This window comes from Bacillus sp. FSL R7-0646 (assembly GCF_037969865.1).
Taxonomy (GTDB): domain Bacteria; phylum Bacillota; class Bacilli; order Bacillales; family Bacillaceae; genus Bacillus; species Bacillus licheniformis.
The window spans coordinates 530,265-555,802 of sequence record NZ_CP150217.1 but is presented as its reverse complement, the minus strand read 5'-3'; the positions used below and the strand labels follow the sequence as shown (position 1 = coordinate 555,802).

The window sequence follows — 25,538 nt, the reverse complement described above, 5'->3', positions numbered from 1 at the left end:
AACCCCTTTTTAATCATTGATGTAAAAAGGAAGAAACCGCTTGTTCGACTTTAACGGTACGCCATAAGAACAGGGCCGGCTGTATCGGCGTGCGTACCATAAAAGCCTGCAACGACTCGTCTCCCTTATTGCACTACCCAATATATGAGCGTGTCTCAGACAATATGCAGACTAGCATGACAACCTTCCAAAATCATTTTCTCGTCCGTACTAATCGCCGCTGCCTGTTCATAAACGTGTTACTATATATGTACGAGATCATTGTAAAGGGGCTTAAATCATAAGCATGTTTATCAGAACAGAAAATTTTCAGACGTTTATCAGGCTCTACCCGGTCACATCCGCCATATTGGCCCTGCAGCTTGCCATTTGGATTCTTTTTTTATTTCCGTTTACGGCCGTACAGATGTGGTCTGATTTATTGATTGGCTTTAACTGGGGAATAGCGAACGGAGAATGGTGGAGGTTTGTGACGCCAATCTTTATTCACGCCGGTTTCGGCCACCTGCTCTTTAATTCGATGTCGATCTTTTTGTTTGCCCCCGGGCTGGAACGAATGCTCGGGAAACTCAAGTTTCTCATCGTTTATATCGGAGCAGGAGTGATTGGCAATATCGGCACATATTTCATCGAACCGCTGGAGTATATGCATGTCGGCGCTTCGGGAGCCATTTTCGGCTTGTTCGGCGTGTACCTGTACATCGTGCTGTTTAGAAAAGAGCTGATGGGGAGCGCCAATTCCCAAATCATCGTCACCATCCTCGCCATTTCGGTTTTGATGACGTTTGTAAACCAAAATATCAATATGATGGCGCACATCTTCGGTCTGCTGGGCGGACTCGCCTTGGCTCCGCCATTGTTAAACAAAAGAGTGAACGGCTTTTAACCGTTCACTCTTTTTTCATATGAATACCATGCAATGATATCGTCCGAATCTTTCTCCTCAACATCAGCCACCGAAAACTTCTCCATTAAAACAGACGATTTTGTTGATGTATGAATCGAAACAAGCTGTTTTCTGCGCTGGAAATACGAGCGGCTGACTTCGAAAACCTGCATGCGCCTGCGTTGAATGACAGCGGTTGTTCTGCCGATGAAGCGCGATGACATGATGATTTTGCTGCCGCTGATCTTCCATCCGGCATCGCGGTATGAGAAATAGCCGATGATCCAGTAAAAAGGAATCAATACAGCGGACAAATAGCCCCATGGCGGAAACAGAATGGAAAGCGGAACGACGGCGAGAACCGGCCAGGATGCGCGCAGGATATAGCGGCGCAGCGCGCGTTTCGGCAATCGGTTCAAATCGTCTTCCGGCGCATAATCCGGAATGAATTCGCCGAGACGCTGATTGATTATTTTTTTGCTGATGATTGGAAATAAGATGGCTGATTTATCTTCTTCCAGGACGTTTCCGCCTGCGCTGACGATCGTGACGGCTGCAAGTCCAAAAGGCTGCCTGATCAGGCTCTCCTTGATTTTAATCGCTTGAATCCGCTGGAGCGGAATCGTGATTTGTTGCTTTTCAATCAGCCCTCTGGAAATGACGATTTCTTTCTCTTTACGCACGACAGTAAAATTCGCATATTTCAAAAGCATCCCGACGATGCTGAGCAGCCATGCGATGAAAAGGGCAACAAAGGCGGCCAATGCGATGACGGCGGCACCTGCGCTGTTCAAAAAAGCAAAGCGGTCATACAGCCAATCCAAATCAAAGAAATCATCGACTTGAGTGAAAAAAGCGAATACCCCTGAAATAATAACGCCGATGCCGCTTGAGGTTGAAGCGGCGGTTAAGAGCTCCTGGCCGGTCATTTTGTACATCATTACCGGCTCTTCCGCTTCCTCCGCCTCTTCAGCAGTTTCTTCCAGCGGAACCGGGACATCGGTCCCCGTGTCTTCCGCCGCTTTTTTCCTTTCGAAAAGCGCTTGCTGAATACGTTCGGCTTCTGCCTGGGTAATGGCGACCAGGGAAACTTCCGCTTCCGTTCCTCCGCTTGCCGTTTCGACTTGAAGCTTCACCAGCTTGAACATTTGTTGAATGAGGCCTGCGCTTGTGTTGATCGTTTGAATCCGTTCGATCGGAATATACCTTTTTTTCTTATTGATCAAGCCTTCCTCTATTCGCAATTCATCCTCTTCGATACGGTATGTAAATTTGCTCCACTTGATGATGCTCGTCACAACCAAAGCAATGAAAAACAGCACGGCCGCGGCGATCGCTATCATTTTGACTGTTTGCGATTGATTTAAAAAAATCACCACGCCAAATGGAATGATAAAATTTTTAACCGTCTCAACAAGGCCTTTGATAAAGTTGAGAATGACGGCGGCAGGGTGCATGCGTCTCGGTTCAGACATCATCTTCAGTCACCCTTGCCAGCCTGGAAATGGAATCTCTGAGCTGATCGGCCTCTTCAACATCCAAAGCGGGAATGGAATGGGTCGTCGCTGCTGTTGAAATTTGCACGGAGGCGAGATTATATTTTCTGAGGATGGGGCCCTGCGATGTATCAACATGCTGGACTCTGACCATCGGAACGATCACGCGGGTCACCACAAAGATGCCGTGCTGAATATCAATTTCGTTCTCATGGACTTCGTAGCGCCAGACTCTGTGGCGGATATTCGGAATCATGATAATGATGACAAATGAAATCCCCAGCCAAACGGCCGCTGACAAAATGCCGATCCATACCGGCCACTTAAATATCTCCCCGGCGGCAATCAGGCCTGCTGCAGCCAGCATTAAAACGAATGATGTGATACAAGCCGTGATTCTCCAGACTTTAACGCCATCACGGCTGATTTGATTTTTCGGCTCGCTTCTCAAAACTCGATTCCCCCAATCTCATTCTATTTACGGTCTTCGGTCTGAAAATGTTTCGTTTAAAGGCTTTAGTTTTTAAAAAAAGGCGAATCCGTAAAAAAGGATCCGCCTTTTGATTATGAATTATATGATTTTTTTTGGCGTCTGTCATTCGAAGAACGCTTTTTATCATAAGATGAACGATTGTTCTTTCCTCTGTAGCCGCCGCCGTCTCTGCGTTTTGATGAACGGTGGTGGTGATTTTTGTTTCGCTTCGTTCTGAGCGGAGCCTCTTCCGTCAAACGGACAGGTGTGTTGTCCGGCTCTTTAGTCATCATTTTAATGGCAGCCGCAACAACTGTCACAGAATCATGGTCTTCCAATAATTCCGCTGCAGCCGTCATATAGAAGTTCAGGTTATTTTCCTCGATGATCGTCCGGATGCGGTCAACCGTCACCTGCTGCTGTCCTTCAATGGCCTCATCGAGAGTCGGTGCTTTCATGCGGTCCATTTTGCGTTTTGTCGTCTGCTCGATGGCGCGCAGCATATCCTTTTCACGCGGTGTAATGAAGGTCATCGCCATTCCTGTTTTGCCCGCGCGTCCCGTTCTTCCGATGCGGTGAACATAGCTCTCAGGATCTTGCGGCACATCGAAGTTGTAGACGTGCGTTACACCTGAAATATCAAGGCCGCGAGCCGCAACGTCTGTCGCAACGAGCACTTCAATCGCGCCTTGCTTAAATTTCCGGAGTGCAACCATCCGCTTCGCCTGGGTCAAATCTCCGTGAATTCCTTCAGCTGTATACCCGCGCAGATTAAGCGCTTCTGTCAGTTCATCGACACGGCGCTTTGTCCGGCCGAATACGATCGCCAATTCCGGAGACTGGATGTCAAGAAGGCGTGTCAGCGTATCAAACTTTTTGCGTTCATGAACTTCTAGGTAGAACTGCTGGATGTTTGATACTGTCATTTCTTTTGCTTTCACTTTTACGTGCTCCGGGTTGGTCATGAAACGTTCTGCAATCCGCTTAATCGGAGCAGGCATTGTTGCAGAAAACAGCAATGTCTGGTGTTCAGCAGGCACATTGGAAAGGATGGATTCGATATCTTCGATGAATCCCATGTTCAGCATTTCATCCGCTTCATCAAGCACAACGGTGTTCACTGTTTGAAGACGCATTGTGCGGCGGTTGATATGGTCAAGCAGACGACCAGGTGTGCCGACGATAATATGAGGGTTTTTCTTAAGCGCGCGAATCTGGCGTCCGATATCCTGTCCTCCGTAAATCGGCAGCACGCGAGCGCGTTTATCCTGTCCAATTTTATATAGCTCTTCAGAAACTTGAATGGCTAGTTCACGAGTAGGTGCGATAACAATGGCTTGAATGTTAGGAGACTCGGGGTTGATTTTCTCAACAAGGGGGATGCCAAATGCAGCCGTTTTTCCTGTTCCCGTTTGCGCTTGTCCGATCACATCTTTATTTGCAAGGCCGAGTGGAATCGTTTGTGCCTGAATCGGTGTTGCCTCTTCAAATCCCATACGCTTGATTGCTTTTGTGAGATCAGAACTTAATTGAAAATCTTGAAACGTTATTGTCAATGTATTCAAACTCCTTCTGCTTACTGTTTCAGTAATCGTGTTTTATCAATAAAAACTGCCCTTTGTGCAAAGGACAGGTTCATACTTATGCAAAGCCCGAATTACTTTACATGTTATATTACCATTCCATTATACGTTTTTCAACAAGATGAGAATGAGCGGTGTGCTCTCTCGCCGGTTCGGCAGTCTCCTATGAACCTCGGGCGAAGCCGTCCGTCCGCGCAACTAAAGCCCGCCCGAAGGCGTCCTTTACACATTGTAACACAGGCATGTGCTGCTTTCGACAGCATACGTTCATTTTTTCCCTGTCAGCATCCCGGATTATTTTTTGCAGATTTCCGTTCAATTATTTATTTTTTTATAGATTCAATCGGCGTTTTTTTGAGGAACTCCTCAACGGTTTGAAATAGGATAGAGGAGTTTTCTTCAAGGCAGACATGGTGCTTGGATTCCGGCAAGAGGCACAGCTCTTTTTCTTCGGAAGGAATGGTTTCATACAAGTAATACGCGCTTGACACCGGCACGATGGCATCACACTCCCCCTGAACAATGAGCACAGGGATCCGGAGGTTTTTCAATGCAGGCTTTGTCATCTTGACGAGCTTGCGAAACTGAAATGCAGAAGACACCGGAGTGCTTGTCAGCTTTTGTTTGTACCTTTTGTAAAGCAGATTATCCTCTAGCTTGCCTTGCAGTGAATCTTTGATCACATTCTTCAAATCCTGGATCAGCTGTCCCGGGCTGATGTACTGGGCGGCCGCACTCAACAGGACAAGGCGGCTGACCGGATATTTTCCGGCTAAATAGCCGGCAATCATCCCGCCCATTGAAAATCCGATTAAAAATACCGTATCACACGTTTTCAACAAGCGGATGAGCTCCACTTCAGCACAAGCGATCCATTCCTGAAAACAGACGCCTTTTAAAACCGGCATCTCACCGTGCCCGGGGAGCGTGATCATTTCAACTTGCCAATCTGCCGTTTGTTTTAAATGAGAAGCCAGCGGTTCCAATTCATACGGCGCTCCGGTAAATCCGTGAATGCATAAACATCCTATCATGACCATTCACCCGTTTTCTTTTACTGATCATCACATAAAAAACGACTTTATGATTCAAAGTTCCCTTACAAATCTTTTATAACATCCTCAAGGCGCATGCCTCTGGACGCTTTGACGAGGATTAAATCCCCTGTATTCGCTTTTTCTTTCAGTGTCTTTTTCAAACTGTCTTTTTCTTCCGGGTTGAAATGAAGGACGCGGTGTTCCGGGAAATGTTTAAGCGCCCCTTTTGCAATATATGCACCGAGTTCTCCATACGTAAATAAAAAGTCGATCGAGTCCGGGTTGACCGCCTGCCCGATTTCTTCATGAAACGCTTTTTCTCCTTCTCCGAGCTCCAGCATATCGCCGAGAACAAGAATCTTCTTGCCGTATCCCTTCATCTGTTCGACAAGCTCGATCGCCGCTTTCATCGATGTCGGGCTGGCATTATAGGCGTCATTAATGATCGCAACGCCGTCCGGCGTCTTTACTAGCTCAAGCCGCATTCCGGTCACTTTCAGTTTAGTCAGCCCTTCTGCAATGTGAGCGCGGCTGACATTCAAGAGGTCTCCGGCCGCAATCGCGGCTAATGCGTTTTTCACATTATGCTTTCCAAGGACCGGGATGAAGAACCCGTTTTCGATTCCTCTCACGCGGAATGCCGTCCCCTCTTCAGTCTGTGTCATATCCTCAAGCTGATAATCGAAAGCCGGATCCTCTCCAAACGTCTTTGTATCGTAAGGCGGCTGGTTCAGCCTTTCGGTGAGCAGCGGTTCATCTCCGACATAAATGAGTGTGCCTTCTTTTGAAAGCCCATTGACAATTTCGAGCTTCGCCTCTGCAATTCCTTCTCTTGATCCGAGTTCAAGGAGGTGTGATTCACCAATGTTTGTAATGACTGCAATATCAGGCCGCGCCAGACGAGTGAGAAAATCGATTTCTCCTTTGGCGCTCATCCCCATTTCCAAAATGGCGACTTCTGTGTCTTCGGGCATCGCCAGAATCGTCAGGGGCAGGCCGATATGGTTATTGTAGTTTCCTTCTGTCTTATGCACTTTATACTCAGTGCCCAAAACAGCATGAATCATGTCTTTTGTCGTCGTTTTTCCGTTTGAACCGGTCACGCCGACGACTTTTACGTCCAGCTGATTCCTGTATGCCTTCGCAAGCTTCTGCAGCGCTTCCAGCGTATCGTCAACTAAAATGACCGGCTTCCCTTCCGGAGGATTCGGTTCACTTCGGTTCCACAGCACGGCCGCAACGCCTTCCTGAAAAGCCTGCTCTGCAAAAACGTGTCCGTTGAACCGCTCGCCTGCAAGCGGAATAAACAGTTGGCCTTTCGCCAGTTTTCTCGAATCGGTTGAGACGCCTTTGATGAGACGCCCTTCAAAAGCTTCATTCGTCAAAACGCCTTCCGACATTTCAGCAATTTCTTTTACCGTTCTTGTTATCATGTATGTCCCTCTCTTTCTTCTGCAAGGAAAAGAGACACTACCACAAATAAGGATAGTGTCTGCAGCTGTATCTAAGGGCGAACCGCCTTCAGCGCCTTTCTCCATGAAAGCTCCCGGATTCGGTCCGCTCCGTCCCGTTAAAATGTATGTTTAATCTGCTGTTTTTCTTCGTGGCGCTCGATTGCCAAAGCGACAAGCTTTTCAATCAGTTCAGCGTACTCAACCCCTGATTGCTTCCAGAGAAGCGGAAACATGCTGAACGGGGTGAATCCCGGCATCGTATTGACTTCATTGATCAGGACCCTGCCTTCATTTGTAAGGAAAAAGTCCGCTCTCACAAGGCCTGAACCGTCAATCGCCTGAAACGCTTTGACCGCCATGCTGCGCATTGTTTCGTATTCGTCTTCTGTCAGGGAAGCCGGAATAATCAAATCAGTATCGCCGTCTTCATATTTTGCTTTATAGTCATAAAAGTCTTTCTTCGGAGCGATTTCCCCCGCGACTGAGCAGACAGGTTCATCATTCCCTAAAACGCCGAGTTCTATTTCCCGTCCGATGACGCCCTCTTCAACGACAATTTTCCGGTCATATTGGAATGCAAGCTCAAAGGCTTGGTCAAGCTCTTCACGGCTTCTGCATTTGCTGATCCCGACGCTTGATCCAAGGTTGGCCGGTTTTACAAAGCACGGATAGCCAAGTTCCCCTTCCACTTGAGCATAGCATTCTTCTTTAGACTGACTCCAAGTTTTTTTCAAAAATGAAACGTATTTCGCCTGGTCAAGACCTGCCTGTGCAAACAGATGCTTCATGACCACTTTATCCATGCCCGCAGAGGAAGCCAAGACTCCGTTGCCCACATATGGCACATTCAATAGTTCAAGCATCCCTTGAATGGTGCCGTCTTCCCCATTCGGTCCGTGCAAAAGCGGGAAAACAACATCGATAGAGTCTTCTTTTGCATCAGCTTCGCCAGGAAACATATCGCGGTTCAACACAGCCGGAGAAAATGTCTGGCCCGTCTGTTCAAATTGCAGCATTTTCACATTTGAAACCGGTTCTGTCAGTTGCGGCCCTCTCACCCACTCGCCTTTTTCTGTTATATAAATCGGGTGTATATCAAATTTTTCAGTATCTAATGCTTTCGTGACGGCCAGCGCGGTTTGCAGAGAAACGTTATGCTCCGCTGATTTTCCGCCGTATACCAATCCTAATCTTGTCTTCAATTCGTACTCCCCCCACTGGATTCATCTTTACTATCTTATCACTTTCCCGGGAAAATGATCTAATTATTTTAATACGGTCTAAAAACAGCATATAAAAAGCATTTGTATGTAAATCCTTTTCATTTTATATTAAAATGGCATTGAAAAGGAGAGGTTGCAATTGAAAAAAATCACAACAGAAGCGCAATTTAATGAATTGATCCAATCCGATAAAGAAATCATCGTCAAATTTTACGCTGACTGGTGCCCGGACTGCACACGCATAAACATGTTCATCGGAGACATTCTTGAGGCTTATCAGGAAAATGACTGGTATGAGCTGAATAAAGACGACCTTCCTGAACTTGCCGACAAGTACCAGGTCATGGGCATTCCAAGCCTGTTGATTTTCAAAAACGGCGAAAAAACGGGACACCTTCACAGCGCAAATGCCAAAACGCCTGAAGAAGTGAATGAATTCCTGGCTGAACATATTAGCTAATTCGTTTAAAGTCCTGATTTTTTGTCTGAACCGCCGGACATGGGAGCACCCCCATGTCCTTTTTATACAAGACGGGACAGCAGCAAAATTTGTTTCATAAAAGAATGAGCTTTAAAAAATTCGACACGAGTATTTCCCGGGAAACTTAAAATGTCGAAATTTCATAAAAAGTTCTTGATTCGTTTTTTATATTCCGGTAGAATGTTTTTTGTTCCTATTTTGCAATTATTTTTTCTAGTTGTGAAGCCCTTGTCGGCTTCTTTTTTTATATATTCTTTTGGATAATAATTCATATTTTTCGATTTTATTCAATATTCTTTTGAAGATGTCGCTTTACATTCGGTGATCAGGTTTAGTATAATGCAATTAATTGATAATGATTATCAATATCACTAATGGTTGACGAGGTGATCACATGGCCCCTCAATTAAAGAAAGCGGTGGAAATGAGAAAGAAACAACTCATTCAGCGTCTTATCCAGCTTGGCATATATAAAAAAGAAGAGCGCCACCTCTACGAATTGTCTTTAAGCGAACTTGAAAGCGAATACCAATCCATCAAGAAAGGCGGATAAACATGTCAAAACGGAAGATTAAAACCTTTCATCAGCTTGTCGAAGAATATAAAAAAGAAATCGCCAAGAACCCGAAAGAAATGGAAGTCATTTATGACAAGATCGACCGCAGACACGAGAACCGCCTTTTGGCCATTTCAAAAGCAAAACAAACATAAAAAAGAAGCCGCTGATTTTGAACGGCTTCTTTTAGCGGATCGACACCCCGCTAAAGCTTAAAGAATGACAAAACTATTCGCTGAATGCAATTCCTGCAAGCTTGGCGATTGTCGCATCATCCATCGGCGGGTTGTGGAGGCCCGCCCGGACATCGCGGTAGAATCTTTGGAGCGGGTTCGTTCTTGCGAGACTTTTCGCTCCGACGACTCTCATCGCCTTGTCTACGACAGCAATGGCCGTATTCGTTACCGTGTGCTTAACCGCTCCAAGCTCACCTGTCAAAAGGGCGCGGCGCTCCGGATCATCATAAAGCTCTGCAACATGATACATAAAGTGGCGGGCTTTCATGAGTTCCAGATCGATTTCGCCGATATGGCGCTGAACAGCGGGCACCTCTTTGATCGGACCTTTCAAGCTGTTCGGCTGATAGTCTTTTGCAAATTGGACAGCATAGTCTCTCGCTGCTTGTGCGATCCCTAAATAGACAGCCGGTATATGAAGCAGCCAGCCGTTGATTTTATCGGTTCTTTTACCAGCCAACAGTTCAACAAGCATGGATTCGTCCAGACGGACATCGGTCAGCACCAAATCGTGGCTTCCCGTGCCCCTCATCGCCGCCATATCCCACGTTTCTTCTATTGCCAAGCCTTCCGCATCTTTATGGATCAAGAAAACGCCGATCATTTGCTTCTCTTCAATCCAAGCGGTGACAAGAAAATAGTCGAGAACCGGAGACATCGTTGTGAATGTTTTACGGCCGTTTACAATCCAGCCGCCGTTCTTTTTGACTGCATGGGTTCCGGGGCGTCCTCCTCTTGTCGGGCTGCCTGTCTGCGCTTCACTTGCCGCTCTGTTGATCAGCGCGCCCTTTAATGCTTCATGGGAAAGCGATGAAAACACATCCCGGTCCCAGCTGTTTCCCTCCGCCAGTTCCCCCATCACGCTTAAGTGCCAGCCGATGCTGAGAGCCGTCGGTCCGTCTCCTTTGGCAAGCCGTTCCTGAAACAAAAGCATATCGTAGAGCGAAATGCCTTCTCCTCCGTAATCTTTTCCGACCGTCAGCGCTGTGTAGCCTGAATCCCGCAGCTTTTGAATATGTTCTGCGGGAAATTGTGCATGTTCGTCATAGTACGCTGCTGTTTTCTCAAATTCATCCGCCAATTTTCCGATTTTATCGAGCCATTCCTGCTGCCTTTCCGTTTTCACAAATATTGAACACACGCCGGCATCCTCCTGACCAAATTCCGATAGATTTAATAAGTATTATAGTTCGTTCTCGGCTCGTTGTGCAAATGATAGCCTTGGCAAAACAAAAAGGCCCACCTTCAGCGAGGTGCGCTTTTGACTAAACGGCTTGACCGCCGCGGCGGTCAACCTTCATACCGAGATAAATCAGCATGTAGGTTAAGTAGCCCATCGTGATCGTGAGGCCGCCGAAGAAGAAATCGGAAAAAAGCGGTTCTTCATATGCGGCGATTCCGGCCAGCACGATCCAGCTTCCATAAAGGTATGCCATAAAGAGGCGGACGCCGTTTTTCAATTTATATAACAGAAACAAACCTGCAAGCGAAAATAGTCCGAGCGCAAGTCTAAAATATACGAGATGATCAAAGTTAAAGGCAAAAGAAACAAATGAAAATGACAGCAGCAATACAATCGGCAACGCCGTAATAAACTTTTTCATAGATGTCTCATCCCCCATTCCCTTCCTAAAATTATAATTGAGAATAGGAGATTCACACGGTAATTACGACATATTTCACAAAAATGTCATTCCTTTTGTCACACTTTGGACAATTATTTATACCTTCATATCGCGTTTGCAAAAGCCCCACCATGCCGTTCCGAGAAAAAACACGAGATGGATAAAGACGATGAAGAGCGAGAATAAAGGCGTCATCCCGGCAAAAAGCGGCTTTGCCTCTCCGGCGTACTGCGTTAAATCGGTATTGGCGAACAATAAAAACTTGCCGAGCGGCTTTTCCAAATACGCCATAATCGTCACAAGCATTTTGGCGCCGGACAGCACGACAATCGACACCATGATGCTGAGCGCGCTGCTTTTGAATAATGCCGAGCATAAAAACGCAAATGAAACCATCATCCATACTTCAAACCACTGCGTCCCGATCATTTTCACCGTATTGATAAAGAGCGGCTCCGCTTTTTCGTCGAGCTTCACGCCGAAAAAGAGCAGGCCGAACAATATAGAAAATCCGTAGTAAATAATAAAAAGCCAAATGCTTGCGAGCACGCTCGTCACGTATTTAGAAACGAGAATCTTTTCTCTTCTGACAGGGCGGATCAGCAAAAACTTGATCGTCTTTTTATCATATTCAAAGGATATAATTGAAGCCGCCACCACAATCGAAAGCCCCTGCAAGAGGATATTCAGGTTTGGGGTGAATGAAAAATAGCCGATAAAATGATCCTCTGCCCCGGCGCCCATCAGGATTCTTTTGGTGATGAGCGCGAGGAGAAATTGAAAGACTACAATCAGCGCCAGCGATACAAATGTTACTTTGCGCTTCAGCAATTTAACATGCTCGTTTTGAATCAGTTTAAACATCAGCATTCCTCTCTTCTATTCCATTCGTCCGCGCCATATATTCATCCTCAAGAGACTGCTTAAACGGAGCGATCGAATAGACGTCAATATCATTGGCGACAAGCTGTTGATTTAAAGCCGGAATTTGCGCTTTCTCCACCTTTACGGCAAGCAGGCCTTTTTCGGTGCGAGCTTCGTATCCTTGGTCTTTCAGCCACTGAAGCGCTTTGTCATGAGGCTGTACCTCCAGCATCGCCTTTTCCTGTTTCTCGTCCGCTTGATTAAGGACGACAGTTGATTTGATTTTCCCTTTTTGAAGGATGACGACCCGGTCGCATAAATCTTCCACTTCCTTCAGCAAGTGAGTCGCAAACAGGATCGCCGTTCCTTCTTCTTCGGCGAGTTCACGCAAGTGTTCGCGGAAATCTTTCATTCCCGCCGGGTCCAATCCGTTCGTCGGCTCGTCCAAAATCAGCAGTTTTGGCCGGTGAAGAATCGCCTGGGCAATACCGAGGCGCTGTTTCATTCCAAGCGAGTATGTTTTGACCTTGTCTTCTGCGGCATCTTCAAGGCCGACTCTGCTGATGACTTCCTCCAGTCTTTCCCGTCCGATTCCAGCGTGCATATTTGCATAGTGCTTCAGATTTTCATAGCCTGTCAGATACGGATAGAATTCAGGATTTTCTACAATGGCTCCGACGGACTGGATCGCTTTTTCAAATTGGCGGTCAATCGGAAAGCCGTTTATGACAATTGATCCGCTCTTCATTTTGATTAAACCGGTGATCAATTTGATGAGGGTCGTTTTTCCTGATCCGTTCGGACCAAGCAGACCGATGATCTCCCCTTCATCCGCCGTTAAGCGGATATCTTTCAATATCGTTTTGCCGTCTATGATTTTATCAACATTTTCTATATGTAAAACAGGCTGCTTTGTCATAGCCCCCTCCTCTTTCCAAAAAAATAAACAGTGCCGAAAAGGCACTGTTTGATTATATCATTTCTTAAGTTACACGGACACTTCACTATGAGGGGCTTCGATTTTGCCGTGTTTCTTTTCCGTCTCGGTGACGATGACCGCACATGCTGCATCGCCTGTTGTATTGACAGCCGTACGAATCATGTCCAGAAGTCGGTCAATTCCCAATATTAGCGCAATTCCCTCAACTGGAAGGCCAACTGTTTGAAGAACCATGGCGAGCATAATGAGTCCGACACCCGGAACACCCGCTGTTCCGATGCTGGCAAGCACTGCCGTGAGAACAACCATCAACAGCTGTGTGAGCGACAGGTCATTGCCGTACACCTGAGCGATAAAGACTGTTGCCACCCCTTGCATGATCGCCGTTCCGTCCATGTTGATCGTAGCTCCGAGCGGCTGGACAAAGCTTGAGATTGGCTCTGGAACTTTCAGCTTTCTTTGAGCGACATCCATCGAAACCGGAAGCGTCGCGTTGCTGCTGGACGTACTGAAGGCAACAAGCATAACCTCTGAAAAATCTTTAAAGAATGTGAGCGGGTTCCGCTTTGCCAGAAGCGCAATCGCTGCGCCGTATGTGACGATGGTATGAATGAACAGCGCCAGAATAACGACGATCATATAAAGCCCCATTGCTTTAATGGCGTCCCAGCCCTGGCTTCCGATTGCCCCGGCAATCAAGCCGAACGTACCGTACGGCGCGAACTTCATGACAAGATTGACCAGGTACATCATCAGATCGTTACCCTGTTCAACCACTTTGAGAAGAGCGTCCGCTTTTTTGCCCAGCATCGTAATTCCGAGACCGACCAAAATGGAGAAAGCAATGATTTGCAGCATATTTCCTTCAGCCATTGCCTGAACCGGGTTTGTCGGAATGATATTCAAAAGCGTGTCAGAAATGCTTGGCGCTTTCTGGGCTGAATATTCCGCAGCGCTTGTATCATATGTTCCGATCGTTCCAGGTTTGATGACCAACGCTAAAACAAGTCCGATAATAATGGCAATTGCAGTAGTTATTAAAAAGAAAGAAATCGTTTTGGCACCGATTCTGCCCAATTTCTTTGGATCTCCAAGTCCTGCTACCCCTAAAGTCAGAGAAAAGAAAACAATCGGTACAACGAGCATCTTGATTAAGTTAAGGAAGATCGTGCCGAGCGGCCCGAATAAAAATGTATTAAGCTTGCTGAATAAATCCGGTGAAGTGACGTTCAGTATAATACCGACGACTGCACCGAGCAATAGAGCGATAATAATTTTTGTTGCTAACTTCATATAACATATCTCCCCTTTCTAAAAAAAGCCCATGAGAGATCTCCCACGGGCTTTTACCATTAAAATTGGTTCCACATGACTCTCTTCACGTTGATGAGGTTAGCTGACGGGTTCGGACGAAGAGATGTCCGTCTTTCGGTTCGCACGGGAACAGAAAAATTCACCCCAAATGATCGGGTCCCCCACTCCTACTAAAGGATTAAACGTGTGGCGCTATTTCGTTATATAACAGTTATACCTGAAAATTCGAAATATGTAAACCGAATTTTTCGATTTACAAATATATGCTATTTTCGTGTGCCTGCTGTTCGGTTTTTCTCCTGATTTGTAACATCAAGTATATCAAGCAGGAAAACAAATATTGGAATACCGATAATTAAACCCCAAATCCCAATAAAATGTTCAGAAAAAATCAGCACGATAAACGTGAAGAAAATCGGCAGCTCCGTCTTTGCGGACATCAATTTCGGATTGAGGAAATAGGCCTCTATCGCATGGACGATCATGATGACCAATACCAGTGATACGATATAAGCGATTCCGCCGATGCTGTAGGCGATAATGCTTAACGGAATAAGGGAGAGCACAACGCCTGCGACCGGAACCAGCCCGAGGAAAAACACCATGACGGCAAGGCCGAAAAGCTGAGGAAAACCCATAATGGCGAGGGCAATGGTCGTCAGTGCGCAATTGATGGTGGCGATAATAAACTGAGCCTCAAGCACCTTGCCGAACGTTCTCGTGAATTTTTTCCCAAAGTAAGCAATTTCCTCGTAGAAAATAGCTATTTTGCTCGTCTTAAATTTATCCATTAAGCTCATGACTTTGTCTTTTTCGATCAATAAGAACATGCTGAGAACCAATGACATAACCACCTGCAGGCCAAACGTGCTGATATCCGTGATATATGTATAGATAAAGTTAAGACCCTTTTCCAAATAGGATGTCAAATTGATATCGCCGAACATACCGGTGATCATATCGAGAAAAGGAATGCTGTCAGGGTGAGAAGCGATATGCTTTCCTTGTTTGATCAGCTGCTGAATCTGGGTGACGATTACGGGGTAATAGACCACACCGCCGATCGAAAGCGCGATGGCAAGAGCCGCATACAAACAAGAAATAATCAGTCTCTGGCTGACTTTAATAAAGCGGTTTAAAAAACCGCGGATCACATTTTCCAGACGGTTCATCAAAAACGTAAAGATAAATGTGAGCAATATGAGATTCATCATGCTGCGGAACAGATATAAAACCCCCGCCAATACAACAAAAACTGAAAAACGCCTGACCCCAGGATGCTGAAAAAATTTAATCAACGCTGCCATTCGGTACACTCCCACCAGTACTTTAGTCCTTAACTTTTAGCATTCAAACTTTTATAACTACAATTTGATGCATCATCTGTAAATTATATAACAAAACAGACCGGAAATCTCTTCAGAAGATCAATAATTTATAATAATTTAATATGGGCGTTCAAGCGGCAGCGGCAGGCATCTTCATAAAAAGAGAGGGGCTGTTTGTCAGCCCCTCTCTTCACCGCACATTAACCGCTTCTTCTTTGGCGTCCGCCTTTTTCGCCGTTTTCTTGATAGAACTCCTTGTCATGGTTGCGGCTTGTGGCTTCTCCGCCCTTTTCACCGATTTCTTGGTAGAATTCTTTATCATGGTTGCGGCTTGTGGCTTCTCCGCCTTTTTCGCCGATTTCCTGGTAGAACTCTTTGTCATGGTTGCGGCTTGTGGCTTCCCCGCCTTTTTCGCCGATTTCCTGGTAGAACTCTTTGTCATGGTTGCGGCTTGTGGCTTCCCCGCCTTTTTCGCCGATTTCCTGGTAGAATTCTTTGTCATGGTTTTGGCTTGTAGCTTCTCCGCCTTTTTGACCGATCTCTTGGTAGAATTCTTTATCATGGTTTTGGCTTGTTTTTTCTCCGCCTTTTCTGCCTGCTTCTTCCCTGCTCATTTTGTTGTCGTCATTATTGTTTGCCATTTTTGATTCCTCCTTTTGAAGTGTTATGGTTTTTACATTCCACATTTCAAAAAGAGTAAACACAAATAGCACATTCACGAAAGAGAGTGTGGATCGCGCAATCGTCCGCTGCCCATTACCGTCCATTCCGGTACCGGAGCCGGCGTATTGTTCTGCAGCGTTTCAGATATCTCGGCAGGATCTTCAAACAGCGTAATGTTGATGGATTCGAATGTGCCTTTCTGATGCGTTCTTTCATATATCTCATCATGATGTTCCGCCATAAAGTTCAAATAATCGTGCTTCGATTTCCAAAGCACCAGGACGACGGCTTCCGGCCCGTCTTCTGTTTCCATCCATCCGCCCCACTGCCTGATGAATCCGCTGACGTTTTGCAGCGGAGCCCATTTGGCCTGCGCCTCGCTGAATGCTTGAAGCTTTTGTTCGGCTGATTTGCACCGTATCAGCTTCAGCACATTCCCTTCCGCGAACGGGACGGTTTCCGCATTAGTTTTTTCTATACAAAGGTTAACCGACCTGACACCAGCGCGTGTCCGGTGAATGACGCCTTTCGGAATCAGCAGGGAATCATTCGCTTTCAGAACTTCTGTGGGGCGATCCTGAAAATCGATCAACAGCTCCCCTTCCAAAACAATAAACGGTTCATCTGAGCCGGGATGGATATGCCATACGTATTCGCCCTCCAAAACGGCAATTCGCATACAATGGTCGTTCACTTCCGAAACAAGAAAATTGGCGTGCTTTTCTGCGACTTCCTTTGTCAATTCAAGAAGATTCGTTTTGCGATCCATCGGCTTCCCCCGCTTTTGATTTGATTTTCTCCAGAACTTATTTTACCATTTGACTTTTGCGCGTGCGCCTTTTAAAGTGTTGGATATTGGTGAAAAAACGGTTTGAACCTACAGAAGAGGTGTACATCATGCAAAATCAAAACGGAAAAGCCTCAGGGCTTTTGCCGCTGTTTTTATTTGTTTGTTTATTCGTTGGATCAGGCTTGATCACAGGCGACTTTTACAGCCTGCCAATCGTGGCCGCGGCGCTTGCGGCATCGGTTGTCTCACTGGCGATGAACAGGAAGGAGAAGCTCAGCCAAAAGACGGAGTGGTTTGCGAAGGGCGCCGGGCACCCCGACATAATGATCATGGTGATGATCTTTATTTTGGCCGGAGCGTTTTCATCAGCCGCAAAGGCGATGGGGGCCGTCGAATCAACCGTTAATCTCGCGCTTTCATTTGTACCGGGGCAGTTTATGGTTGCCGGTTTATTTATCATCGCTGCGTTTATCTCTGTGTCGATGGGCACGTCAACCGGAACGATTGCTGCGCTCGCTCCGATCGCAGCGGGGATTAGCGCTGAAATCGGCGTTCCGGCGGCATATTCGGTTGCTGCGGTTGTGGGGGGCGCGATGTTCGGCGATAACTTATCATTTATTTCCGATACGACCATTGCCGCTGTCCGCACTCAAAAGACGAAAATGTCGGACAAGTTTAAAACGAATTTCCTGATCGTTCTGCCTGCCGCGGTTGCCACGGTCATTCTGCTGATGGTGTTCTCAGCCGGAGGGCATCCCGGAGCACAAGCCGGGACTTACAGCTGGGTGAAGGTGCTGCCGTATCTCGGGGTTCTGATATTTGCCCTTCTCGGATTTAATGTTATGGCCGTTATTTTCGGCGGCATCGTATTAGCCGGGGTAATCGGAATTTCCGACGGAAGCCTGACGCTTCATACGTATTTGACGGCGATAACCGAAGGCATCGGCGGGATGTCTGAACTGATCATTTTATCGCTTCTGATTGGCGGAATGGCGGAAATGATGAAGCGAAACGGCGGGATCGCGTTTCTCCTTCAATTTGTATCGCGGAGAATCCGTTCAAAAAAAGGAGCTGAAGCGGGCATTGCCGGCCTTGTCAGCGCGGCAAACCTGGCGACGGCCAACAATACGATTGCCATCATTACAGCGGGGTCGCTGGCAAAAGATTTATCTGACAGGTACGGAATCGACAACAGGAAATCGGCGAGCATCCTTGATATTTTTTCCTGTGCGGTTCAAGGATTGATTCCTTACGGTGCACAAATGCTGTCAGCTGCACAAATCGCGAAAATATCGCCTGTCAGCATCCTTCCTTATTCTTTTTATCCGATTTTAATCGGCGTCTGCGGCATTTGCGCGATTATCTTCAGACTGCCTCGCTTTACAGAAAAAGCGTAACTCTATAAGAAAGGCTGCCGTTATCAAACGGCAGCCTTTTTATCCCTCTGTTTCTGTCGCGTCCAGCTCCGCAAGCCTTTCCATGATGCGCCGCTTTTTATACATCATCATCCCTGTTTCGGCAACACCGTTCACCATCGAACGATTTGAGATTGCACCAAAAAGGATTCCTGCTACTGGCACCATTTGAAACAGCTTTTTCCATCCGAAAGAATCGCGGTATGTATAAACAACTTCCCGCCAGCCTTGAATTTGCGAAATCATATTTTCACGGGAGCCTGATGGTTGATGGTATCGGCTGAGTTCCTGAATGATCGCCCTTTTCCCGACAATATCAGCAGCGCTGAGCTGCAGACATTTAATAATAAACATCCGCTCCGTTTTTTCTTTAGGATCGTAGCCGTAAGATACCGCGATGTCCTGCAATGTCTTTAAAGAAAGGCCGAGGATTGCGGGAATATCGACGGCAAGCGTGAACAAGCCGCCCACACCGGTTGTCGCTCCTTGGACTGCTGCGGTATTCGCCCTGTTTTTCCCGAGATTTTCACATATTTGATCCATCACTTCCAAAGGAGCCCATTGAATATCTTCAATCGTTTCGATCGTTTCATCTGGCAGCTTTTTTTGAAACTGGCGGATCAGATGCTTTTCGGACGTCAAATATTGGCCTCCATTTTGAATAAAGCCGCCGATTTCGTCTAGCAGCAGGCCGATTTTATCTTGAATGAATGCCGGCGTAAGCTTGTCCAGAACTTTGAACGGCAGCCGGCCGATCCTTTCCCAAAACCATGCTTTCTGCTGTTCCTTTTCCCATTTTTCAATTTTTTTCAGTTCGTTTTCCAAATCTGTTTTGTCGTAGCGCACGGAAGGTTCGCCCTCTCATTTGTGTTTTTTTATAGTATACAATGATTCATCTGATGAATCCGTGTTTTTTGATCGGCATCCAGCGGGTAAAACTTTATGAAAAAGGAGGAATGGCCAAATGCCATGGTCAATGGAAGACTATCCTGCTTCATTGAAACATTTGGACAAACCGGTGAAAAAGAAAGCCATTGAAATTGCGAATGCGATGGTTGACGAAGGATACGACGAAAGCCGGGCAATTCCGATTGCGACGAGTCAGGCGAAGGAATGGGCGGATAACAGGAGCAAAAGCGAGCTTACATCCTATGCAGAAAAAGCCGATGAAACAGAACGCGGTGACAGCGGTTCGAGCAGCAGGCCGGAGCTTGCGGAAAAGTGCGAGCATGTCATCAAACATGAAAAAGGCTGGGCAGTCAAAGCCGAAGACGCCAAGCGGGCCAGCGAAGTAAAGGATACAAAAGCAGAAGCCGTCGAACGGGCGAAAGAAATCGCCGAAAATAAAGGAACCGCCGTCGTCGTCCATAAAAAAGACGGCAGTGTTGAGCGGAAGATCAGGATGAACTAGCGAGACGCTCCGTTTTTGGAGCGTCTTACTTTCTCCCCGCCAACTCCAATACGGCATCCGCTGCTTTTTGATAGCCGCCGGCATTGCGGAGCGAGCGGCCGATTTTGGCGGCGTCGTCTTTATAGGAGCGGTTTTCAAGCATATCTTTAATCGTTTTTTGTAAAACAGCCGGGGAAAGTTCATTTTTGTCCAGCTTGATCCCGGCGCCTGTACGTTCCACCTGATCAGCGACGAAAAACTGGTCTGCCCCCATCGGGATGACGATGAGCGGTGTATCAAAGTAAAGGCCTTCATTTGTACTGTTCATACCGCCGTGTGTGACAAATACATCAGCTTGTTTCAAAACCTCCAATTGCGGGATATACGGCCTCACGATAAAATGATCCGGTATGCTGCCGAGATCCCTAGGATCCGTTGATTTCCCGACAGACATGACCACCTTGCCGTCAAAGTCTTTCAGCGCTTCGATACACATATGATACAGCTCTTTTTGCTGATTGAAGATCGTGCCCATCGAGATCACGATGACGGTTTCCCCCTCCAGCTCGGCGAACGGGAAGCTTCCCGGATCCTGCCTGCTCGCAATCGACGGCCCTACAAACAAATAGTCACTTCCAAATCGTTCGGCATGAGGCTGAAACGCTCTGGAAGTAAAGACAATCGTGATATCCCCCGGACAGGAGAATACGTCAAACGGCTTGTCGAGACTGAAAGGATACCGCTCACTTAATTCGCCGAGGGATCCTTTCAATTTTTCAAAATAAGGCGAGCTTTCAAGGTCGCCTTGCGGGGTAAACGTTTTTGCAAACTGCTCGTCCATTGCAAATGTCGTGCATAACGAAACGCTCGGCAGCTCAAGCATTTCAGCAATAATTTTCCCCGCTAAGAAGTGATGGTCATATATCACATAATCATAAGATTCACTCTTGACTTCCCGGTAGATGAACTGAACGATCTCATTGACTTTACTTGACATATTGTAAACCACTTCGGCAAAGTCCATCTTTTCTTTTTTCTTCCCGGGTGATAGAACCTCTCTGAAATCCGGGTATAAACGGACTTCTGCGCCTGTTTTTTTAATTTTTTCAGCGTATTCCTCAACTGCATAATATACGATGCTTTCCCCTCGCCTTTGCAGCTCCTTTGTGACGCCGATAGAAGGATTGATGTGCCCTTCCCCCGGGAAATTAATCATCAGTACATGTCCCATCATAGATCTTCCTTTCTCATACGAAAATTTTATATAAGGAAATTTACTACAAATAGATAAATGAAGTAAAGAAATTTAATTAAGTTAATAATAAATAAACATAATTATTTGACCATTTGTCTGTTTCTTCATATCTTTCCTTTAAATTTTTTTGGCATGCAAATGAGCGTATGTCATTAGATAAAACAGGCTTTTTATTACTTGACAGCCCCATGTCGGAAGACGATTTTCCTTTTTTTAAAAGCAAATTAAAACATGGCGGATCGAGGCACAATACATCATAAGAAACAACCTACGGAGGTTTTGCCATGGATACGAAAGCAACCAGGATCGAGAAGGATTTTCTAGGTGAAAAAGAAGTTCCCGTTGACGCCTATTACGGCGTACAAACCATGAGAGCCGTGGAGAACTTTCCGATTACAGGCTATCAGATTGATGAAGAGCTGATTAAAGCTTTGGCAATGGTCAAAAAAGCGGCGGCTCTCGCCAACATGGATATTAAACGTTTATATAAAGAGCTTGGCGAAGTCATCGTAAAAGCTGCCGGCGAAATAGCGGAAGGGCTCTGGCACGAGCATTTTATTGTCGATCCCATTCAAGGCGGCGCCGGCACTTCAATGAATATGAATACGAATGAAGTTATCGCAAACAGAGGTTTAGAACTTTTAGGGAAAGAAAAAGGGGATTACTTCCATTTAAGTCCGAACACACATGTCAATATGGCCCAATCAACGAATGATGTGTTTCCGACAGCCATTCATCTGGCCACATTGAATCACTTAAAACGGCTCTTATCGACGATGGAGCATATGTTGGATGCCTTCCGCAAAAAAGCGGCGGAATTCGATTCAGTCATTAAAATGGGCCGCACCCATCTTCAGGATGCCGTCCCGATCAGGCTCGGCCAGGAATTCGAAGCCTACTCCCGGGTGATCGAACGCGATATTCAGCGGATCAGGCAGTCGCAGCATCATCTCTATGAAGTCAATATGGGGGCCACGGCCGTCGGCACAGGTTTGAACGCCGATCCGAGATATATTCAAAACGTTGTCGCGCACCTCTCAGATATTAGCGGCTATCAGCTGACCGGCGCAGACCATCTTGTCGATGCCACACAAAACACGGATGCCTACACAGAAGTATCGGCTGCTTTGAAAGTCGGCATGATGAACATGTCCAAGATCGCCAACGATTTACGTTTAATGGCGTCTGGCCCGAGGGCAGGTCTAGCCGAGATCCGGCTGCCGCCCCGCCAGCCCGGCTCCTCCATCATGCCCGGCAAAGTAAATCCGGTGATGCCTGAGCTGATGAACCAGATCGCATTTCAGGTGATCGGCAACGATAATACCATCTGCCTTGCATCAGAGGCGGGTCAGCTTGAGTTAAACGTGATGGAGCCCGTGCTTGTCTTTAATTTGCTGCAGTCGATTAAAATCATGAACAACGGATTTCGCGTATTTACCGATTACTGCATCACCGGGATTGAAGCGAATGAGATCAGGCTGAAGGAATTCGTTGAAAAAAGCGTAGGGACCATTACGGCTGTCAATCCGCACCTTGGCTATGAAGCCGCCGCACGAATTGCGAAAGAAGCGATCGCCACAGGACGATCAGTGCGCGAGCTGTGTTTGCTCCATGATGTTTTAACAGAGGAAGAATTGGATCTCATTCTGGATCCTTATGAAATGACGCATCCGGGCATCGCAGGCGCTTCGCTTCTCGAGGAATAGCCATCCGTCTTTCTCAATATGCTTTCAAGCGTTTATAGACGCCCGAGACGGGCTAAACATTTAATATAAATCAATTGAAAGAGGGTGGAAAGACAATGTTAGGATTTCTCGTTTCTTTAATCGTAGCCATTGTCATCGGATTAATCGGAGGTGCAATCGGAGGCCACGGTGCACCGGGCTCCATGGTCATCGGCTTTATCGGAGCTTGGATCGGCCACGGGCTGTTTGGTACGTGGGGGCCTGATATTGCGGGATTCGCCATCTTTCCGGCGATTATCGGAGCCGCAATTCTCGTCTTCATTTTAAACCTGATCTTCCGCGGAAGAATGGGTTCTCAAGCATAACTTCCAGCCAGCATCGCCCGAAAGCGGTGCTGGTTTTTTTGTTTGGCCGAAACCATTCTCGCATATACTATAGCATCTTATGGTTGACAATTGATCATTGCGGGCATATGATGATGATATAAATTTGCACTAAGGAAACTTTTATGTACAAGGAAAAACAACTGAGAATATAGGTGAATAAAATGGTCAGTCACGATTTGTCCAAACACTCGCAAATATCAAAAGAAGCCCAAGATGCACTGGATGGAAAAAGCAAAGGCTTCAAAAGGCTGCTCCCTTTTTTGGGTCCGGCGTTTATCGCGGCTATAGCCTATATTGATCCAGGCAATTTCGCCACAAATATCGCGGCTGGTTCGAAATACGGCTACTTGCTTTTATGGGTAATCCTTTTTTCAAATATTATGGCTTTGCTGATTCAGTCATTGTCAGCCAAACTGGGAATTGCAACGGGTAAAAACCTGCCCGAAGTCGCCCGGGAAGAATTCCCCAAACCGGTCTCCATCGGCTTGTGGATTCAGGGAGAGCTTGTCGTGATCGCGACGGACTTGGCCGAATTTATCGGAGCTGCTCTCGGGCTCTACTTGCTGTTCGGCATACCGATGCTTGAAGCATCGATTATTGCTGCCGCCGGATCTTTCGCCATTTTGGAACTGCAAAGGCGCGGCGTCAGACCGCTTGAAGCGGCGATAACAGGAATGCTTTTCATCGTCGTGATCGCATTTGCCTTTCAAACGTTTTTTGCAAAACCTGATATCGGATCGGTTTTGGAGGGCATGTTTGTCCCCCGCTTCGATGGTGCTGACAGCATCCTGCTGGCGGCGGGAATCTTGGGAGCGACGGTGATGCCGCATGCCATCTATCTTCATTCCGCTCTCACACAGCGAAGAGTGGTCGGAAAAACGGAAGCGGAAAAGAAAAAGATATTCCGCTTTGAGTTCATCGACATTTTGATCGCCATGCTGATTGCCGGAGCAATCAATGCGAGCATGCTGATCGTAGCCGCTGCACTGTTTTATAAGAACGGCATTTTCGTCGAAGACCTTGATGTGGCCTTCAGCCACTTCAGCAGCATGGTCAGTCCGCTTTCCGCCGTATTGTTCGGCGTCGGCCTGTTAACAGCCGGTTTATCAAGTTCGTCTGTCGGAACGCTTTCAGGAGATATTATCATGCAGGGCTTCATTAATTTCAGGATTCCGCTTTATTTAAGACGGTTCATTACGATTTTGCCGCCGATCGCTATTATTGCTTCAGGGGTGAATCCGACAACCGCTCTTGTCTTGAGCCAGGTCGTCCTGTCATTCGGCATCGCCTTTGCCCTTATCCCGCTTATCTTATTTACGAGCAATAAACGCATTATGGGGAGCCTGAAAAATGCAAAGTGGATAACAGCCGTCTCATGGCTGATCGCTGCCTTAATCGTCGCCCTCAATATTTTCCTGATTTACGATACATTTTCTGGTTAAAAGTCGGCCTCGGTCGGCTTTTTTATATTATACTGAGAAAAAGGGGGATTCTGGATGTTTAAATTAATGGTACGTGATGATCTGTATTTAAAAATGCTCGAACCAAAAGATGCCAGGGCCGTTTATATGCAGATCCAACAGTCTAAAGATGTGTTGCGGAAATGGCTGTTTTGGGTGGACGGCACAAAGCAGCTGGAAGATACCGAAGCTTTTATCGAAGAAAGCATGAAACAGGCCGCTGCAAACAACGGGTTTCAAGCGGGAATATGGCATCAAGGCCAATTTGCCGGAATCATCGGACTCCATTACATTAACTGGATCAACCGCACGACTTCGATCGGCTATTGGCTCGGGGAGCCTTTTCAAGGAAAAGGAATGATGACGGATGCCTGCCGGGCGCTGATCGATACGCTTTTCAGCGAATACGATTTAAACCGGATTGAAATCAGGGCCGCTGTTCAAAACGTAAAAAGCCAGGCCATTCCGGAAAGGCTCGGCTTCACGAAAGAAGGCTGCCTCAGACAATGCGAGTGGCTCCACGACCACTTCGCCGACCATTTCGTATACGGGCTTCTGAAAGAGGAATATGAGGCCCGCAGCAAATGAGTCCGGGATTTGTCACACGCATTTTACGCCGCAATCTGGTATGATAGATTAAAAAATATGGAGTTTTGAACATGAAAGTATTTATACTGTTTTATCTATGGATTGTCCCGCTCGTCATCGGGCTGATATTTTTCCGGGTTACCCAGCGGACAAGTTTTAAAAAAAGGTTTTATCCAGGCTACATCATGATCGTTCTTGCTGCGGCTGTATTTGCCGTCTGCTACTTGATCGGACAGCCTTACCTCGGGAATTTCTTCGGCGGTACGATGCTGTTCGGCACCCTGCTGCCGTTTATGGCTGCCGCAATGAAGAAAAAGAAATAACGAATCTCAAAAACCCCGGCATGTTTTGGAGAGCCGGGGTTTTTGATCGCTTATTTTCTCTGTTTGCACCAAAACCCGCTGATTCACA

The 25,538-nt window shown here is 46.6% G+C and carries 26 protein-coding genes, 2 pseudogenes and 1 riboswitch; of the genes and pseudogenes, 11 read left to right on the top strand and 17 right to left on the bottom strand.

Annotation, left to right across the window (positions count from 1 at the left end; genetic code table 11):
- The first annotated feature begins 286 nt into the window (after positions 1-286).
- Positions 287-886: a rhomboid family intramembrane serine protease gene (locus MKY62_RS02760; RefSeq protein WP_003179118.1), complete on the top strand. Its 600-nt coding sequence runs from the start codon at positions 287-289 to the stop codon at positions 884-886.
- On the opposite strand, the gene MKY62_RS02755 is transcribed toward MKY62_RS02760, so the two are convergent.
- The 6 genes from MKY62_RS02755 to MKY62_RS02730 form a co-directional block, all read right to left on the bottom strand.
- On the bottom strand, positions 883-2,364 hold the full coding sequence (locus tag MKY62_RS02755; protein ID WP_009330132.1) for a PH domain-containing protein: 1,482 nt from the start codon (positions 2,362-2,364) through the stop codon (positions 883-885). The two genes, MKY62_RS02760 and MKY62_RS02755, sit on opposite strands and share 4 nt — an antisense overlap.
- Positions 2,354-2,833: a PH domain-containing protein gene (locus tag MKY62_RS02750; RefSeq protein ID WP_003179113.1), complete on the bottom strand. Its 480-nt coding sequence runs from the start codon at positions 2,831-2,833 to the stop codon at positions 2,354-2,356. Before MKY62_RS02750 ends, MKY62_RS02755 begins: the two co-directional genes overlap by 11 nt.
- A gap of 113 nt (positions 2,834-2,946) precedes the next feature.
- Positions 2,947-4,410 carry a DEAD/DEAH box helicase gene (locus MKY62_RS02745; protein ID WP_003179112.1) on the bottom strand — a complete coding sequence of 488 codons (1,464 nt, stop codon included), beginning with the start codon at positions 4,408-4,410 and terminating at the stop codon, positions 2,947-2,949.
- A gap of 350 nt (positions 4,411-4,760) precedes the next feature.
- Complete coding sequence (locus MKY62_RS02740) at positions 4,761-5,471, bottom strand: alpha/beta fold hydrolase (RefSeq protein ID WP_003179110.1); 711 nt, start codon at positions 5,469-5,471, stop codon at positions 4,761-4,763.
- A 65-nt stretch (positions 5,472-5,536) separates the two neighbouring features.
- Positions 5,537-6,907, bottom strand: a complete 1,371-nt coding sequence (gene murF / locus MKY62_RS02735; protein WP_003179108.1) for a UDP-N-acetylmuramoyl-tripeptide--D-alanyl-D-alanine ligase — start codon at positions 6,905-6,907, stop codon at positions 5,537-5,539.
- 137 nt (positions 6,908-7,044) lie between these two features.
- Positions 7,045-8,130, bottom strand: coding sequence for a D-alanine--D-alanine ligase (locus tag MKY62_RS02730; RefSeq protein WP_003179106.1), 1,086 nt, complete (start codon positions 8,128-8,130; stop codon positions 7,045-7,047).
- A gap of 160 nt (positions 8,131-8,290) precedes the next feature.
- On the opposite strand from MKY62_RS02730, the gene MKY62_RS02725 reads away from it, so the two are divergent.
- The 3 genes from MKY62_RS02725 to fbpB all read left to right on the top strand — a co-directional run bounded on the left by MKY62_RS02725 (position 8,291) and on the right by fbpB (position 9,343).
- Positions 8,291-8,611 (top strand): thioredoxin family protein, encoded by a 321-nt coding sequence (locus MKY62_RS02725; protein ID WP_339613912.1) that lies wholly within the window; start codon positions 8,291-8,293, stop codon positions 8,609-8,611.
- A 415-nt stretch (positions 8,612-9,026) separates the two neighbouring features.
- A complete protein-coding gene (gene fbpA / locus MKY62_RS02720) occupies positions 9,027-9,185 on the top strand; it encodes a Fur-regulated basic protein FbpA (protein ID WP_003179102.1) in 159 nt (52 codons plus the stop codon).
- A gap of 2 nt (positions 9,186-9,187) precedes the next feature.
- Entirely contained in the window at positions 9,188-9,343 is a 156-nt protein-coding gene (gene fbpB, locus MKY62_RS02715) for a Fur-regulated basic protein FbpB (RefSeq protein ID WP_003179099.1), read from the top strand.
- A 73-nt stretch (positions 9,344-9,416) separates the two neighbouring features.
- Here the strand turns inward: fbpB and MKY62_RS02710 are convergent, their stop codons facing one another.
- The 9 genes and pseudogenes from MKY62_RS02710 to MKY62_RS02670 all read right to left on the bottom strand — a co-directional run.
- Positions 9,417-10,565 carry an acyl-CoA dehydrogenase family protein gene (locus tag MKY62_RS02710; RefSeq protein ID WP_003179097.1) on the bottom strand — a complete coding sequence of 383 codons (1,149 nt, stop codon included), beginning with the start codon at positions 10,563-10,565 and terminating at the stop codon, positions 9,417-9,419.
- Positions 10,566-10,689: 124 nt separating this feature from the next.
- Positions 10,690-11,028: a hypothetical protein gene (locus MKY62_RS02705; RefSeq protein ID WP_009330142.1), complete on the bottom strand. Its 339-nt coding sequence runs from the start codon at positions 11,026-11,028 to the stop codon at positions 10,690-10,692.
- A gap of 117 nt (positions 11,029-11,145) precedes the next feature.
- Entirely contained in the window at positions 11,146-11,913 is a 768-nt protein-coding gene (locus tag MKY62_RS02700; protein WP_016886460.1) for an ABC transporter permease, read from the bottom strand.
- Positions 11,906-12,832, bottom strand: a complete 927-nt coding sequence (locus MKY62_RS02695) for an ABC transporter ATP-binding protein (RefSeq protein WP_003179091.1) — start codon at positions 12,830-12,832, stop codon at positions 11,906-11,908. Before MKY62_RS02695 ends, MKY62_RS02700 begins: the two co-directional genes overlap by 8 nt.
- Positions 12,833-12,901: 69 nt before the next feature.
- Positions 12,902-14,146 carry a dicarboxylate/amino acid:cation symporter gene (locus MKY62_RS02690; RefSeq protein WP_003179089.1) on the bottom strand — a complete coding sequence of 415 codons (1,245 nt, stop codon included), beginning with the start codon at positions 14,144-14,146 and terminating at the stop codon, positions 12,902-12,904.
- 74 nt (positions 14,147-14,220) lie between these two features.
- Positions 14,221-14,362, bottom strand: a riboswitch (cyclic di-AMP (ydaO/yuaA leader).
- A gap of 71 nt (positions 14,363-14,433) precedes the next feature.
- On the bottom strand, positions 14,434-15,474 hold the full coding sequence (locus tag MKY62_RS02685) for an AI-2E family transporter (RefSeq protein ID WP_003179087.1): 1,041 nt from the start codon (positions 15,472-15,474) through the stop codon (positions 14,434-14,436).
- A gap of 221 nt (positions 15,475-15,695) precedes the next feature.
- Positions 15,696-16,136 (bottom strand): glucose starvation-inducible protein GsiB, encoded by a 441-nt coding sequence (gene gsiB, locus MKY62_RS02680; protein ID WP_016885174.1) that lies wholly within the window; start codon positions 16,134-16,136, stop codon positions 15,696-15,698.
- A gap of 74 nt (positions 16,137-16,210) precedes the next feature.
- Positions 16,211-16,576 (bottom strand): annotated as a pseudogene (locus MKY62_RS02675) (YdbC family protein); the annotation flags it as partial.
- Positions 16,577-16,609: 33 nt separating this feature from the next.
- A pseudogene (locus MKY62_RS02670) lies at positions 16,610-16,927 on the bottom strand (cupin domain-containing protein); the annotation flags it as partial.
- A gap of 128 nt (positions 16,928-17,055) precedes the next feature.
- Between MKY62_RS02670 and MKY62_RS02665 the strand changes: the two are divergent.
- Positions 17,056-18,345: a Na+/H+ antiporter NhaC family protein gene (locus MKY62_RS02665; protein WP_016885172.1), complete on the top strand. Its 1,290-nt coding sequence runs from the start codon at positions 17,056-17,058 to the stop codon at positions 18,343-18,345.
- A gap of 39 nt (positions 18,346-18,384) precedes the next feature.
- Here MKY62_RS02665 and MKY62_RS02660 read toward each other — a convergent pair whose 3' ends face one another.
- A complete protein-coding gene (locus MKY62_RS02660; RefSeq protein WP_003179078.1) occupies positions 18,385-19,209 on the bottom strand; it encodes an EcsC family protein in 825 nt (274 codons plus the stop codon).
- A 118-nt stretch (positions 19,210-19,327) separates the two neighbouring features.
- On the opposite strand from MKY62_RS02660, the gene MKY62_RS02655 reads away from it, so the two are divergent.
- Entirely contained in the window at positions 19,328-19,774 is a 447-nt protein-coding gene (locus MKY62_RS02655) for a DUF2188 domain-containing protein (RefSeq protein ID WP_016886461.1), read from the top strand.
- 25 nt (positions 19,775-19,799) lie between these two features.
- Here the strand turns inward: MKY62_RS02655 and MKY62_RS02650 are convergent, their stop codons facing one another.
- On the bottom strand, positions 19,800-20,984 hold the full coding sequence (locus MKY62_RS02650) for a macrolide family glycosyltransferase (RefSeq protein ID WP_025805955.1): 1,185 nt from the start codon (positions 20,982-20,984) through the stop codon (positions 19,800-19,802).
- 308 nt (positions 20,985-21,292) lie between these two features.
- Between MKY62_RS02650 and aspA the strand changes: the two genes are divergently transcribed.
- The 5 genes from aspA (at position 21,293) to MKY62_RS02625 (ending at position 25,450) form a co-directional block, all read left to right on the top strand.
- Positions 21,293-22,714 (top strand): aspartate ammonia-lyase, encoded by a 1,422-nt coding sequence (aspA, locus tag MKY62_RS02645; RefSeq protein WP_003179075.1) that lies wholly within the window; start codon positions 21,293-21,295, stop codon positions 22,712-22,714.
- A 95-nt stretch (positions 22,715-22,809) separates the two neighbouring features.
- On the top strand, positions 22,810-23,058 hold the full coding sequence (locus MKY62_RS02640; RefSeq protein ID WP_003179074.1) for a GlsB/YeaQ/YmgE family stress response membrane protein: 249 nt from the start codon (positions 22,810-22,812) through the stop codon (positions 23,056-23,058).
- Between the two features lie 182 nt (positions 23,059-23,240).
- Entirely contained in the window at positions 23,241-24,521 is a 1,281-nt protein-coding gene (locus MKY62_RS02635; RefSeq protein ID WP_003179070.1) for an Nramp family divalent metal transporter, read from the top strand.
- A gap of 54 nt (positions 24,522-24,575) precedes the next feature.
- The gene (locus MKY62_RS02630) at positions 24,576-25,127 is read left to right on the top strand and encodes a GNAT family protein (RefSeq protein ID WP_003179069.1); all 552 of its coding nucleotides are present in this window, start codon (positions 24,576-24,578) and stop codon (positions 25,125-25,127) included.
- Between the two features lie 71 nt (positions 25,128-25,198).
- Positions 25,199-25,450, top strand: a complete 252-nt coding sequence (locus MKY62_RS02625; RefSeq protein WP_003179067.1) for a hypothetical protein — start codon at positions 25,199-25,201, stop codon at positions 25,448-25,450.
- The last annotated feature ends 88 nt before the right edge of the window (positions 25,451-25,538 follow it).

What these genes read in the sequence shown, in the direction of transcription:
- MKY62_RS02695 (WP_003179091.1), bottom strand. Translation starts at nt 12,832, where the DNA reads ATGACAAAGCAGCCTGTTTTACATATAGAAAATGTTGATAAAATCATA.
- MKY62_RS02740 (WP_003179110.1), bottom strand. Translation starts at nt 5,471, where the DNA reads ATGATAGGATGTTTATGCATTCACGGATTTACCGGAGCGCCGTATGAA.
- MKY62_RS02655 (WP_016886461.1), top strand. Translation starts at nt 19,328, where the DNA reads ATGCCATGGTCAATGGAAGACTATCCTGCTTCATTGAAACATTTGGAC.
- MKY62_RS02705 (WP_009330142.1), bottom strand. Translation starts at nt 11,028, where the DNA reads ATGAAAAAGTTTATTACGGCGTTGCCGATTGTATTGCTGCTGTCATTT.
- MKY62_RS02755 (WP_009330132.1), bottom strand. Translation starts at nt 2,364, where the DNA reads ATGATGTCTGAACCGAGACGCATGCACCCTGCCGCCGTCATTCTCAAC.
- murF (WP_003179108.1), bottom strand. Translation starts at nt 6,907, where the DNA reads ATGATAACAAGAACGGTAAAAGAAATTGCTGAAATGTCGGAAGGCGTT.
- MKY62_RS02635 (WP_003179070.1), top strand. Translation starts at nt 23,241, where the DNA reads ATGGTCAGTCACGATTTGTCCAAACACTCGCAAATATCAAAAGAAGCC.
- MKY62_RS02665 (WP_016885172.1), top strand. Translation starts at nt 17,056, where the DNA reads ATGCAAAATCAAAACGGAAAAGCCTCAGGGCTTTTGCCGCTGTTTTTA.
- MKY62_RS02640 (WP_003179074.1), top strand. Translation starts at nt 22,810, where the DNA reads ATGTTAGGATTTCTCGTTTCTTTAATCGTAGCCATTGTCATCGGATTA.
- MKY62_RS02625 (WP_003179067.1), top strand. Translation starts at nt 25,199, where the DNA reads ATGAAAGTATTTATACTGTTTTATCTATGGATTGTCCCGCTCGTCATC.
- fbpB (WP_003179099.1), top strand. Translation starts at nt 9,188, where the DNA reads ATGTCAAAACGGAAGATTAAAACCTTTCATCAGCTTGTCGAAGAATAT.
- MKY62_RS02650 (WP_025805955.1), bottom strand. Translation starts at nt 20,984, where the DNA reads ATGGGACATGTACTGATGATTAATTTCCCGGGGGAAGGGCACATCAAT.
- MKY62_RS02700 (WP_016886460.1), bottom strand. Translation starts at nt 11,913, where the DNA reads ATGTTTAAACTGATTCAAAACGAGCATGTTAAATTGCTGAAGCGCAAA.
- aspA (WP_003179075.1), top strand. Translation starts at nt 21,293, where the DNA reads ATGGATACGAAAGCAACCAGGATCGAGAAGGATTTTCTAGGTGAAAAA.
- MKY62_RS02685 (WP_003179087.1), bottom strand. Translation starts at nt 15,474, where the DNA reads ATGGCAGCGTTGATTAAATTTTTTCAGCATCCTGGGGTCAGGCGTTTT.
- MKY62_RS02760 (WP_003179118.1), top strand. Translation starts at nt 287, where the DNA reads ATGTTTATCAGAACAGAAAATTTTCAGACGTTTATCAGGCTCTACCCG.
- fbpA (WP_003179102.1), top strand. Translation starts at nt 9,027, where the DNA reads ATGGCCCCTCAATTAAAGAAAGCGGTGGAAATGAGAAAGAAACAACTC.
- gsiB (WP_016885174.1), bottom strand. Translation starts at nt 16,136, where the DNA reads ATGGCAAACAATAATGACGACAACAAAATGAGCAGGGAAGAAGCAGGC.
- MKY62_RS02630 (WP_003179069.1), top strand. Translation starts at nt 24,576, where the DNA reads ATGTTTAAATTAATGGTACGTGATGATCTGTATTTAAAAATGCTCGAA.
- MKY62_RS02690 (WP_003179089.1), bottom strand. Translation starts at nt 14,146, where the DNA reads ATGAAGTTAGCAACAAAAATTATTATCGCTCTATTGCTCGGTGCAGTC.